The 12,632-nt window shown below is 66.5% G+C and carries 9 protein-coding genes and 1 pseudogene; 5 read left to right on the top strand and 5 right to left on the bottom strand.

The features are described from left to right. Positions 1–52 precede the first annotated feature (52 nt). Entirely contained in the window at positions 53–601 is a 549-nt protein-coding gene (locus tag E4U91_RS00055) for a hypothetical protein (RefSeq protein ID WP_137304603.1), read from the bottom strand. 20 nt (positions 602–621) lie between these two features. After that, a complete protein-coding gene (locus tag E4U91_RS00050; RefSeq protein ID WP_241678438.1) occupies positions 622–1,542 on the bottom strand; it encodes a hypothetical protein in 921 nt (306 codons plus the stop codon). Positions 1,543–2,223: 681 nt separating this feature from the next. On the opposite strand from E4U91_RS00050, the gene E4U91_RS00045 reads away from it, so the two are divergent. Next, positions 2,224–3,198 (top strand): hypothetical protein, encoded by a 975-nt coding sequence (locus tag E4U91_RS00045; protein ID WP_137304602.1) that lies wholly within the window; start codon positions 2,224–2,226, stop codon positions 3,196–3,198. Positions 3,199–3,326: 128 nt separating this feature from the next. Here the strand turns inward: E4U91_RS00045 and E4U91_RS00040 are convergent, their stop codons facing one another. Next, a complete protein-coding gene (locus E4U91_RS00040; protein WP_137304601.1) occupies positions 3,327–4,418 on the bottom strand; it encodes an IS630 family transposase in 1,092 nt (363 codons plus the stop codon). A gap of 972 nt (positions 4,419–5,390) precedes the next feature. Between E4U91_RS00040 and E4U91_RS00030 the strand changes: the two genes are divergently transcribed. Together E4U91_RS00030 and E4U91_RS00025 are read left to right on the top strand one after the other, a co-directional pair. Then, the gene (locus tag E4U91_RS00030) at positions 5,391–5,957 is read left to right on the top strand and encodes an RNA polymerase sigma factor (protein ID WP_137304600.1); all 567 of its coding nucleotides are present in this window, start codon (positions 5,391–5,393) and stop codon (positions 5,955–5,957) included. A gap of 101 nt (positions 5,958–6,058) precedes the next feature. Further along, positions 6,059–6,406 (top strand): annotated as a pseudogene (locus tag E4U91_RS00025) (LexA family protein); the annotation flags it as partial. Positions 6,407–7,659: 1,253 nt separating this feature from the next. On the opposite strand, the gene E4U91_RS00020 reads toward E4U91_RS00025, so the two are convergent. Then, a complete protein-coding gene (locus E4U91_RS00020; RefSeq protein WP_137304599.1) occupies positions 7,660–8,250 on the bottom strand; it encodes a hypothetical protein in 591 nt (196 codons plus the stop codon). Between the two features lie 268 nt (positions 8,251–8,518). Here E4U91_RS00020 and E4U91_RS00015 point away from each other — a divergent pair, with 268 nt between their 5' ends. Both E4U91_RS00015 and E4U91_RS00010 read left to right on the top strand, forming a co-directional pair. Further along, on the top strand, positions 8,519–9,910 hold the full coding sequence (locus E4U91_RS00015) for a hypothetical protein (protein WP_137304598.1): 1,392 nt from the start codon (positions 8,519–8,521) through the stop codon (positions 9,908–9,910). A gap of 399 nt (positions 9,911–10,309) precedes the next feature. Continuing rightward, a complete protein-coding gene (locus E4U91_RS00010) occupies positions 10,310–11,245 on the top strand; it encodes a hypothetical protein (RefSeq protein ID WP_137304597.1) in 936 nt (311 codons plus the stop codon). 67 nt (positions 11,246–11,312) lie between these two features. Here the strand turns inward: E4U91_RS00010 and E4U91_RS00005 are convergent. Beyond that, a partial coding sequence (locus E4U91_RS00005) for a helicase associated domain-containing protein (protein ID WP_241678437.1) occupies positions 11,313–12,632 on the bottom strand: 1,320 nt, incomplete at its 5' end.

Genomic DNA, 12,632 nt, shown 5'->3' with positions numbered 1-12,632 from the left:
AGGCAGCCTTAGGGGCCTGCACTACGCCCTCCATGATTGTGCGTGGCCACCGTTACGGAGTTCGATTCCGCTGACGCCAGCCGGGGTCGTACCGGGGGGCCGGGCGTGGCGGGGGGTCGGTCTGATCGAGGTCGTTGATGCCCATCATGCGATCCAGGAGCCACAGCATTCGTAGGAAGCGCACGAACGCCAACGCCATCGAGGCCTCGAAGACGAAGCGCGCCGAGTGCAAGTCCGTCTTGTCGTCCAGGCCCTGCGCGATGAGGCATCCCATGCAGATAAGGGCGGTTGCGACAAGGAGGGCCTTCCAGTTGCGGCGCAGCTCGCTCTGGTAGTGCCGGCGCACGGCCCGGAGCCGTTCGCCATTGCTGGACAGATAGATAGAGATGGCGATCGAGCTCAACCCCCCGATGGCGGAGACAACACCGGCGGCGGTCCCGTACAGGGAGACGCGCTGCTCGGAATCGATCCAGGACAGCCAGTCGCCCCGCCCTGCGGCCCGCACCACCGCCACATGCCCAGACACCAGCACAAGGGCGATCACGTAGTCCCACCAGACGGCTTCCGACCACCGGTCGACGAGAGACTCCCCTACGCTCACCCAGCGCCCCCTATTGCATGTCAGCCCAGGTCAGCCCCCACAGCCGCCCGCAGCTCACCTTCGTGCTCACCCGCTACGTCAAGGATTGCATCCACCGCTGACAAGATCCGGATGGAGTTTCCCTCGTCGTCAACCGCGGAGACCCGCCGTTTGGCGGTGATGTGGTGTTCGGTCAGCTCCACCAGCCGGCTGCGCTCGACGCCGTCCGCTTCCGCAAACACCAGCCTTGCCTGCGCACGGGCAGCAGCGTCAGGGGCCACCGGTGCGATGTCCTGTAGATCGGCCAGGAGTGCCTGGCGGTCCTCGTCCCGCGCGCGGCCCCGCGGCACGCTGATGATCATCGTGACATTGATATCGCCGTAGGCTTCCTGCGCCTGCCGCAGGAAGCTTGCCAGCCGGCCGTTGCGGCCGCGCAGAGCCGAGACTTTGTGGCTGCCGATGCGGATCTCGATCCTGGATGCGCCCTGGGCGGTCCCCAGCCGTTCCACCTCGGCCTTCGAGAGCACGGGCCGGACCACCAGCCGCGTGTCAGGGAACAGATGCAGTTCGTTGAGCCAGGTTTCCAGGCCCTTGTGGGACGGGGCCGACACCGAGCCCTGCATAAGGCCCACTACGTTCCCGAACGGCAGAAAGCAGATCGCGGAGGTGTCCACGAAGCCACGGATAGCGTTCTGCTCCAGCTCCTGCCACTGGCCGGTACTCCAGTCCATCACGCTCAACCATTCCGTGGCGTCCTTGACCCGATGGAGCAGCAGGTGGTCCTGCTGGCGCACGGTGGCCACCGACCCGACAAGGGTGACCTCCTTGGCGACCATCCGGTCCTGCAGGCTGGCCGTGGCCAGGTCACGCAAGACACTGTCCCAGTCCATGGGAGGAACCCGCGTCTGGTCCCCGGACTCGCTCGTCACGACTTCGAAGAAGGCGATCGTGCGTTCGGGCATGCGTCGGATGGAAGCCACCACGTCTCCTCGATCAAGTCGATCATGCACGCTGACTAACCCCGGAGACGGGGAGGTGAACAGACGCGCTTCTAAGGCTCAGCTGGGCATATGACGCTAGCACTACAAGTCACGCAAATGGTCTACGCAGTCCTCTTGTTGACGAGCACTGTCCGAAAAGTCCCGACCACGCGCTCGCCATTCGTACATAGAGGCGAGTCTGGGGGGCGGAATGACTCGAAAGCGAGCCCTGCCTACGCCCTGCACGCCCTGGCGCCGCATCCGTCTCCCTCGGCGGCATGCGTTCTGCGCGCTGCCGGTCTCGTCGAGCAGCCACATGCCGGTGTATCAAGCAGGGGCAGGTCACATCGGCTGGGCCGACCTCTGCGCAGCGGACCCACATCAGGTAGCCCCAGGCGGAGCAGGCCACTTCAAGGTCTGCGCTCAGGAACTGTGTCGCGAGCGGCTCACCCGTGGCGAGATTGTTCTGTAAGGGCCTGGCAGCGGTGGTGTTATCGGTTCTACCCGGGGTGATGGCGATGTGGTGAGGAGGCTGGCTGTGGCCGGGAAAGTCTTCGTCTGGATGGAGAGGCTGCCGCGGCCGCAGGCTGAGAACTGCAGGCCCCACCGCGGCTGGCCAAGACATCGTCTCCTGACGTCTCATGCGCATGAAGGGCTCTCGTCGTGCTGATCTACGCTTTCCGTGACGCTCGTGGGGTCTGGTACGGGGATCCTGACGCCGCCATCCACGGCCTTCGGCCAAGGCGCGGCGTGCTGACTCTCCCGCCCACCGCGCCAGGGCAGGACCAGGGCCCATTTGATGGCCAGCAGGTCGAGGTTCTGTATGCGGCATGCGATGCGGAAGCGAGTCAGACGAGCTACCAGCTCGACGACGGTCACTCCATCGTGGCTACCTGCCATGTTCACGAATTACTGTCCCCGGCCTACCAGCGCGTGCTCACGGCCCCTGCTGCAGCACGGAATGCGGCGACAGTGAGGCTTGAGGTCAGCGATTCGGACCGCCGCTACAGTCTGCACGCCGACCGCCTCGCTGACGGCCGTGTCGAGATCACCGTCGTCGCCTGCACCCCTGACGGAGTTATCCGCGGCGAGCTGACCGGAGAGCTGGACACGGCCGACCTCGCCGAGGTCGGCCGTCTTATCGCCTCCGTTCCCACTGCCTCCGCCACTAAGGCGGCGCCGCCTGTCACTGCTCGTGCCCCTGCCAAAGCCACCCGCCACGGCCAGAGATGGACTCCCGAAACCATCGCCTACCTCAAAGAGCACCACCGAGCAGGCAAGAGCCCAGCACAACTGGCTGAAGAACTCGGGCGCAGCGAGAAGTCGATCCGCTGGAAGCTGCACGCCCTCAAGCTCGCGCCATACCCCAGCGACCTGGTGCCTGAACCACGCACGCCGGCTGAGCCAGAAGTGCCCAAGGCTTATTCCGTGGAGTCAAAGCGGCAACTGCACCCCAACGCCTACAAACCCTGGGATCCCGAAGACGAACATCGGCTCGCCGAGCGCTGCGCTCAGGGTGCCTCTCTGTCCGAGCTGTCGCAGGAATTCGGCCGCAACGAAGGCGCCATTGCCTCCCGGCTTCTGAAGATCCAAGCGGAGGGGCCAGCCGCCGACGACGCCTGGGATTACGGCGGATAGGGCAACATCACGCTGTGTCACCGCGCAACGGCCCCTCGGTAGGACGCCGAATTACCACTGGTCGACTGGCCAACCGAGCCCAGCAGAACTCGCACCGAGGGCCGGTCAGACCACCGGGAAGCGCATCGCTAGTCTTCTGAGTCAGGAATTCTGCGTAAATAACTGGCGAGGCGTTCGAGGATCTCGTCTGCGGTCCTGGTCCAGACGTAGGGTTTGGGGTCGGTGTTCCATGCGGCGATCCAGGTGCGGATGTCCTTCTCAAGGGCCTGGACGCTCTTGTGGGTCCCTCGGCGTATCTGCTTGTTCGTCAGTTCTGCGAACCACCGCTCCACGAGGTTGAGCCAGGACGAGCCGGTGGGCGTGAAGTGCAGATGGAATCGAGGGTGGGCGATCAGCCAGGTCTTGACGGCCGGCGTCTTGTGGGTGGCGTAGTTGTCGAGGATCAGGTGCACCTGAAGATCTGCCGGGATCTCCTGGTCAAGCTTGAGCAGGAACTTCTTGAACTCCTCGGCCCGGTGCCGGCGGTGCAGGGATCCGATCACTTTCCCAGTGGCGACCTCGAGTGCCGCGAACAAGGTGGTGGTGCCGGCCCGGACGTAGTCGTGGGTGACCCGCTGAGGAACCCCGGGCATCATCGGCAGTACCGGCTGGGAGCGGTCCAGGGCCTGGATCTGCGTCTTCTCGTCCACGCAGAACACCAGCGCCCGCTCGGGCGGGTCCAGATACAGGCCCACGACATCGTGCACCTTGTCGACGAAGTACGGGTCCGTCGACAACTTGAAGGTCTCCGAGCGGTGGGGCTGCAGCCCGAAGGCACGCCAGATCCGCGACACGGTCGACTGGGACAGGCCCACTTCCTTGGCCATCGCCCGCGTCGACCAGTGCGTAGCGTTCCTCGGTGTCGACTCCAGCGTCCGCTTCACTACTGCGGCGACCTGCTCGTCGCTCACCGAGCGGGGACCGCCGGATCTTGGCAGGTCACCCAGGCCGGCGATCCGATGCTCGTTGAAACGCGCCCGCCAGCGGCCCACCGACTGCCCCGTCATGCCCACCAAGGCACCGACATCCTTGTTCGACATGCCGTCTGCGCAGGCCAGGATGATCCGGCACCGCACCGCCCAGGACTGAGGAGTTGAGCGACGCCGCACCCACCCCTCCAGCGCCGCCCGCTCCTCTACCGACAGCACCAACTCGGCCTTCGGCCGCCCCGTACGAGCCATACCGCAAGCCTACAGTTATATAAGGAACTTCTGACTCAGAAGACTAGCGCGTTCGTGGAGATCGACCGCACCATGTCCGACGCCCGCCTAGGCGCCAAGCTGGAGCGCTACGACGCCTAACGCAACGCACTGGCGACCTGACGCGGCAACGCGGCCCGCGCAGCCACTGGCAGGAGGCCTACGCGGGGGTGTCCCTCGAGCGCCCCTTCCCGCCTATGCTGTTCGTCTTCGCCCCCGGAAGCGACCTTCCACCAGCGCGCCCAGCACGCCCACAGCGTGAACTACCGGATCATCGTGGCGACCACGGCGCTGGCACAGCTGACCCGGCAGGGGCCCGATGAGCCGGTGCGGCGAGCAGCCGGCCGCGGCGCAGGGAAGGAACGATGCCCGCCGGACGCGCTGCTGCAGGCACGGTGAGCGAAGAGACAGCCACCAGGCCGCATCGACCACGGCACCATCCAGAACCGGTAGACCCACATCGCGCCGTGGTCGGCCCCGTGGCCGCATCCCGACCAGGCTGCCGCCCCGTCCACGGCAGGCCAGGGCTCCGCACAACGAGGGCGGGAAGATTTTTCCTCACCCCGACTACACGTTCCTGGGGCGGCCGCCCTTATGTGAGGTGAGACGAGAGCGTGGGTTGCATTGGGGCGGCCCGGAATGGCTCTCCAGGGAAGGGCTGGGGATGGGCGGAGAGGTTGCCACGATGGTCGGATCCGGCGCCGTGTTCGCGCTGGGACTGGCTATGCGGTTGATGAGCCGACGCGGGCGTACGGGATTGGGGGAAATTATGCTGGAACTGGCGCGGGGACGTGCGGCCGCGGCGTCGGAGAGGGAACGCCGAGCCACCACAGTGGAGATCCTGGACCGGCTTCCCCACGGCGGGCGCGTTGACGAAGTTGACGAGAGCGGCCGTCAGCGCACCTACGAGGTCGCCCCGGCTTTCGCGCGGCCTCGCAGGAATGGCGGGCGCCAGTGACTGCGGCCGACCCGGCCCCGCCACCCGGGCGTCAGCCCGCCGCGAGCACAGCGCAATATGGCCCGGCGGGCTTCGAAGAGTTCTTTCGCCACTACGAGCCGATGGTGCGCCGGTATCTGATCTGGCAGGAAGCCGACCCCGGCATCTTGGACGACGCCGCCCAGCTGACCATGGTCAGCGCCTTCCGGTACTGGGACCGCGTCGGCCAGATGGACCCCCCGACGGGCTGGCTGTTCAATGTGGCCCGCCAACGACTGCAGGACGCCCGCGAGTCGCGGAGGCGCAACGGCGTCCTCCTCGGTGCCGACGCGTTACACGACACCACGGCCCATCCCGACCCCATCACCACTTGCGATCAGCGGCTCGACATACTCGCCGCCGTCAGCAAGCTGCCGCGCCGTCAGCAAGAAGCGGTGGCGCTGCGCGAACAGTTCGGACTGCCGTACAAGGAGATCGCAGCGATCATGGGCGCTTCACCCGCCACGGTCCGCGCCCATGTACACCAGGCCCGCAAGACCCTTGAGGCGATGCTCGGAGACGACAAGGAAGGGGGAGACGCATGAGGATCAGAGAGCGTCTCCAGGAGGCTGCTCAGGCGATCGACGAACTGTTTGCCGACCATGAGGCCGAAGCTGCAGAGCGCTACCAGCGCCTCCTGGCGGTCATGCAGGACAGCGAAACCGTCCAGCCCCCGACTACCAAGGTTGATTCCCCTGCCCCGCCGGCCCGGCAGGCCAACCCCCGCAGTACGCCGGTCACGGCGCCTCAACAGGGCCCGGCCGAGCGCCCGGGTCTGACCGACCGCGAGCGGAAGGTCATCGAGGTCATCCGCGACTCCGTGCAGCAGCGCGGATATCCGCCATCTATGCGGGAAATCGGCCAAGCCGTGGGTCTGTCCGCCGTCTCGTCCGTCGCTCACCAGCTGATGGCGCTGGAACGCAAGGGATACTTGCGCCGGGATCCGACCCGACGCCGGACGTACGAAGTCGAAGGCTCCGTCCGACCGCCCACGAGCGGCAAGCACGGCTACAAGCCCGGCAGGGAGACTGCGCCAGAAGGCGAGACCGACGACCGGAATCAACTGGGGCAACTTCCGGCACTGGTGGTCCACCCTGAAGATGAGGCTCTGAAGGAGCGTGTGCGAGGTGCCTGGGCATGCGTCGAAAAGCTCCGCCGGGAGAGCAATGAACAACGCCGCTACCTCCACCGCAAGCCGCTGACCAACGCCGATCTTGCAGCCCACATCGGCAAGTCGGATCGAACGGTGAGCAGGTGGCTGCACGATCAGGACTTCATGCCCTCCCGCACAGAGTTCCTCGCCATTATCGAGAAGCTCGGAGGCGACCCCGACGAATACGACTTCATCTGGCACGAAGGCTACATGGCATACGAAGCGCTGAAGGGCATGGCAGACACGGAGCCACTCTCGCCCCGTTCACCAGGGGAACGGCGACAACTGAGCGGAACGGCGGACAGATAACCGGCGGGAGGCAGGGCCATGCTCCGGCGGTGATCGCCACGGTGCCCGCCCCGCTGCGCGGGCAGCTTGGCGGCGAGGCGCTCGGGCCCCATGGCTGCCCGGTCGACCTCCACGAACGACAGGTTCCGGGCGGCGGGCGAGGGGGATCGGGCGCCGCCGGTGTCCCTCGCGCGCGACGGCGGAGCCGCGCGCGACGCCGGGCAGACAAGTCGGCCGCTTAGGTCAACTTGCCACCGGCAAAAGGCCCGTGGCTGCCTCTGACGCCATGTAAGTTGGGCACTGCTTCCCAGAGTGAACCTTCGGCGGGACCGCACATGGCGGGCCTATGCCCCCAGGGTCCGGCAGCCAAGATGCTGGTCCCACCACCCCGAAGGGGACACGATGGGAAAGCACAAACGGCCGACGTCGGTGAACTGGAGGAGGGTGCGCCGAAGCATCCGACTCTGGATGGCGCCGACAGCGGCCACGGCGTTCTGGCTAGGGCGGATGATCCACACGTGGATCTGGCCCTACAAAAAATGACGCCGCCCCCAGCTCCCTTGCGTTGAGCTGGTGACGGCGTCAGAACGCGGGCGCGGGGCTCTCGTCGGACAGGACGGGAGCCCTGATGCCTTCACTGCGCCTGCAATAAAGGCTGTAACCCCACCCTAACGCAACACCAGTTGCGTACGCAGGAGCGTACGCAACTGCGATCGTACCTGCGCCCCAAAGGCCGCCGTCTCGGCGCCGCTACGCCGTCGCCCATAGCAGCCCGAGGCCGGCCAGCGCCTGCAGCTTGTCGGCGGTCAGCTTGGCCCAGCGGCTGTTGCTATCGCTGATGCGGTATACCAGGTGGGGTCTCCGGCGCGGTCACTGGTCGATGTCGTCGAAAAGGCTGCGATGTGATGAGGAGGGTCGGTGTCCGCCCGCGCCGTCAACGGTGCGCTGGTGCAGCGGGCGGCTGCCTTCCACCAGTCGGGGGCGGCGTCATCCGGACGCGTCGCCTCAAGGCGGGTCGGCCACCGCTGTTCCTGGCTCGGCCAGGGCCGCTCCCACCAGGATCCGGTGACGGCGCGCGCGACCTCGAACGCCTGCGCTGCGGCGGGGGAGCGGCGCAGCAGCCGCACGTGCTGCCGCAGGGCGGCGATCACGTCCGGGCACCGGCCGAGAGACACGGGCAGACCACGGGTTGCGGGCAGGTACAGCAGCCAGTACCGGTGGCCGGCGCATACGCGCTCCTGGGGTGCCAGGTAGCGTCGGGCCGGCACGAGGCGTCCGGTGCGGGCGGCCGCGCAGGCGGGGCAGGCCGGACCCCACGGCGCCACGGCTTCCTCACCGAGCACCAGCCGCCCGGCCGGACCGCCCCGGTACGTGCCGGACGGCTCTTCCCCGTCCACGCGGGCAGGGCACGCTCGAGTGCCTGTGGCTCAACGCTGCAGAGCGTGGCGATGCGGGCGCGGGCCCTGGGCGTTGAGGTGGATCTCGCTGTCCGGGTGGAGCGTTCCGGTGAGGTTTGCAGGCCGTCGGTCTCGGTGACGGCTGGGAGACTGGACGGATGCACGGAAGCGCTGAGGCAACGACCATGTCATGCGGCACGCCTTCCACACTGGCTACCAGCCTTATCAGTTCCGGACTGCCTTGCTCCGGCTTCGTCCGCTAGCGTCCATGGTCATTACCGCACCGGGGGATACCGACAACATGTCCGTGCATGACCTGATCGAGGTACGACTCGACCGGCATCAGGCCCAGTTGCTTGCCATGATCGGTCGCCAGCAAGCGATGGATCCGGAGGGCCAGTGGCCCGTATGGAGCTGGGTTGAATACCAGGCCAAGGCCAACGGGATGAACGATCCCCGGGGTGTGCTGACCTCGCTTCCGCGCGTCGGAGGGTCCGAAACGATCGGACCTTCATACGGCTTCAGCTCAGCGGTCCCTCGCATCCTGGCAGCTGATACCCGGATTGCACTGACGGTTGCAGCGGCGGTGGCAGTGGAGGAGCAGCGGTCTGATCTCGGCATCCCCTTCCTCATGGTGCTGCGCCACATGATCAATATGTGGCGCAGCGCCCCACGCTTTCCGAATGAGGTAGCTGAGGTCACCCTCACATCTGAAGCTCTTCAGCAGGCCCTCCCTCACATGCGCCCGCGCATCATCCGGCTTATCCCGGGTTACTTCTCCTGCGAACCGTTCCTGGGCGGGTCGCACAGTCGGCAGCAAGACGGCAGCTGGACGATGGAGGTTAGGGACACGGTCATGCACTACGAGCACGCCACCGATTTGCTCGGCTATGTGCGTGAGGCGTGCGGCCGGGTTCGTCAGGTCCGCCGCGAAGTGGAGAAGGACTGGGGTATCGAGCCGGCGGAGCCCACTCAGCCCCTTGACACGGTGCGTCACATCAGCGCTTCCCGCAGTGCTCTGCTGCTGTGGCTGTGGCACCAGAAGCAGCACCACGTCCCGGGCGAGCCGATGCCCAGTGTGCTGGACGTCCTCCTGGACGAGCGTTTCGCTATGGATCAGGGAGTGCGGTTCACCGATGCCGAGATCGACCGAGCCGCCGCGCACCTGGAGCAGCACGCGCTGATCAATAGTGGCGGCACCTTCGACCAGAAGATCGGCCCGGTCGTGGCTGAGATCACTGTGGCTGGCGAGGACTGCGTGGAGAACTACAACGGTGATGTCAGCGCCTACGTCCATCAGAAGCACAGCGGCGCCGTGACGTTCCACATCGCCACCAACACAGGGAACATCGCAGCCAACAGCACCGCTGTCACCCAGCATTCCGTGACGCAGGATGCTGCCGGTCCGGCGAAGATACTGGCCGCGGTCAGCCTCATCAGGCAGCTGGCCCCCGCTCTAACCACGGACACCGACCAACAGCAGAACCTCCTCGCCTCTGTGGATGACCTCCAGGCAGCGGCTGAAGACAGCACGTCTGACGGCGTGGCCGTTCGGCACCTCGCAGACGGAGTCTGCTCCGCCCTGCGCAATCTGACCCAAGCACCCGACGTCCAACGCCTTGCTCTAGAGGCTGTAGAGCAGGCCGTCGGAAGCCTGTAGATCGACGAGGGGGCATGAACCAGGGGCCCAGCGCCGGCGCTAGGAATTTAGCGGGTGAGTACACGCTGGCAGTGCGACGCCACGGATAGGCCCCAGGTATCGCACTCGAGTGCATCCAAGGTCTGAGTCCGGTGCCCCTGGCCCCGGACAGCGAAGGACCCCGGACCGCCCTTGCGCTCGGGTCCTGGCGCGGTCTCACCGCCGCCGCTCACCAGTCGTCAGGTGCGCTACCCACCCGCACGCGATTAGCCGGCCCGCGCTGTTTCGGCCTCAGAGCGGTTCCTCCATGGATGGGTGTCTTCTCATCGGCTAGTGGGAGCCGAGCCCGTCTTGGGGATCCTGGTGTCAGTGGGTGGTTCTACGCTTATGCGCTCTGCAACACCTAACAAGGAGTGGTCCATGGCCATCGATTTCGTCGCCCTACATGAGCCGCTCGTGGAGTGGGTCTACGAACAGACGGCTGCGGACTCAGCGGAGTACGTGACGATCACCGCCTTCGGCGAACAGCATGGTCTCGACGAGCAACAGACCTTCCGTCTCCTGCTGACGTGTAAGGAATGGGGCCTGTTGAGCGATCGGTGGGCCACGATGGGTGATCCAGCAGCCAACCTGACGCCACGGGGAATGCAATGGGTACAAGAACGCCGACGTCGGCGCGCTGATCCCCGAGCGCGCAGTGTCACTGCACGCAGGGGCCTGCTGACCTGGTTGTGGGAGCAGAAGAACGATGGCGCGGGCTATCCCATCGTGGAGGGCGTCCTTCAGTCCCCGCACTCGCTCCACGAAGGAGAGCGACTGACGCCGGAGGAGATCGATCGTGCCAGCGCCTACCTCCTCGCCAAGGCTTTGATCACAGGAAACAAGACGGACCAGACCGAAGGGCCTGTACGAGCTGAAATCACGGCAGAAGGGCAGGACTGCGTGGAGCACTTCGACGGCGACGTAAGCGCGTACGAGCGTCGCAACAGCACCGGCAACACGACGTTCAACATCGGCGAGAACACGGGCAACATCGCCGCGAACAGCCGTGACTTCACCATGAACGCGACGACCAACAAGGACGGGATCGACCCTGCTGCAGTCGTCATGCTTGCCCGCGCACTGCGTCAGGCCGCGCCTGCCCTGGAACTGCCGGAAGAAGACGCCCTCGAGTTCACCCAGCTTGCCACGCGTCTCGAAACCGAGGCCGCCAACGGCTCTCCCGACCCCAGCAGGCTCCAGCGTTGGGGCGGTTCCATCATCGGCATCCTCAACTCTCCCGTGGTCAGTGGAGCCCTGGGGAGCGTGCTTGCTGCATACACCGGGACGGTGCTACCGGGCCTGCCGCCCGCGTAAGACCGCAACAAAGTGACCACGGGGTGGGGGCCGCAAGAGGAGAGTTTGCGGCCCCCACCCCGTGGTCCTAGACCGCTGCCCAATCCAGTCCGAGGTCGGCCAGCGCGGCGAGTTTGTCGGCGGTCAGCTTGGCCCGGCGGCTCTTGCTGTTGCTGAGGAACACCCCGAGCTTGACCTCGGTCCCGTCCTCCAGCCGCTCTACGTGGGCTCTGGGGACCTTCACGGAGCCCTCGCGGGTCTTGTACTGCGCCAGGGCCGCAACGCCCCGTTCGAAGGCGCTCAGTGGCGCCGTGGACGCCTTCATGGGCTCCTCCGGCTCGGGGGCGAGCGGCGTGATGCCGAGCTGCTCCAGGCGCTCGCGCTGCCCGTCTGTCAGGGCCTGCCACGCCTCGGGCTTGCGCTGGCGGGCCAGCCACTTGCCGATGTCCATGCCGTGGACCGTGAACCCGGGCAGGACCTCTACTCCGCCAGCCTGGCCGTCTTCGTCGGCCACGAGTTCGCGCAGCGCGGCGTAGTGCCGCTGCCAGTCCGCCGGCCACTGGGGGTTCCAGTCCGCGTCCACGGCCTTCAGCGCCGCCTTCCACTCCGGGTGACCCTCCAACGCACCAGGCCGGCGAAGGTTGGACAGCCACTGCCCCACCGGCCGGTCCAGCGCGGTGGCGGAGCGGGGTGCGCACAGCGTCCAGTGCTGCTCGTAGTACGCCTTGGCGGCCCCCAGGTTCTCCTGGAACCGCTCGTCCGCCAGCGACCAGACCATGCTCAGCTGCTCCAGCCGGCGGGCACGCAAGCCGCTCATCTGCCCCGCCCCGTAGGCCCGTCGCTGCTCGGCGACCCACTGCCCAAGGGGGTACGCGCCCTCCTTGTGCCCGTACGGAACCCGGGCGTGAAGTTCACGCTCCGTGAACTTCTTGAGTGCTGCCCAGCCGCGGGCCCAGTCTTGTTTCTCCGTGTCGATCACGTTGAAGCTGACCCAGTCCGCGACCATAACCGGGCCCCTGGGGGCGGCAAAGCGCAGCAGCAGACGGGATTCTTCTTCGCCTTCCTCGGGCGGCGGACCGATAGAGGTAGACGGCTGCGCTACGTCCTTCTGCGGTTCCTGCGGGATCGCGAGCGATTCGACGGCTTCTTCGTCGTGAGCGCGCAGGCCCTCCAATACCTTCACCAAGGGTCGATACGATCCCGAGGTGAACATGTCCTCCGGCTTTTCCCCGGGCTGGAGAAATACCGGCACTATCAAAGAGGCCAGCTTCCCCTCGCCGGGCTTTTGACGCAGCGCCCGGCCGATGGCTTGGACGATGTCGTGCGGAGCACCCTTGGGGTCCAGCAGGGCCACGCTGTCCACGGCGCGGATGTCGACGCCTTCGCCCAGGACGCGGCAGTTGGAGAG

The organism is Streptomyces lasalocidi, from assembly GCF_005280215.1.
Taxonomy (GTDB): domain Bacteria; phylum Actinomycetota; class Actinomycetes; order Streptomycetales; family Streptomycetaceae; genus Streptomyces; species Streptomyces longwoodensis.
This window is presented reverse-complemented; position numbering and strand designations above follow the sequence as displayed.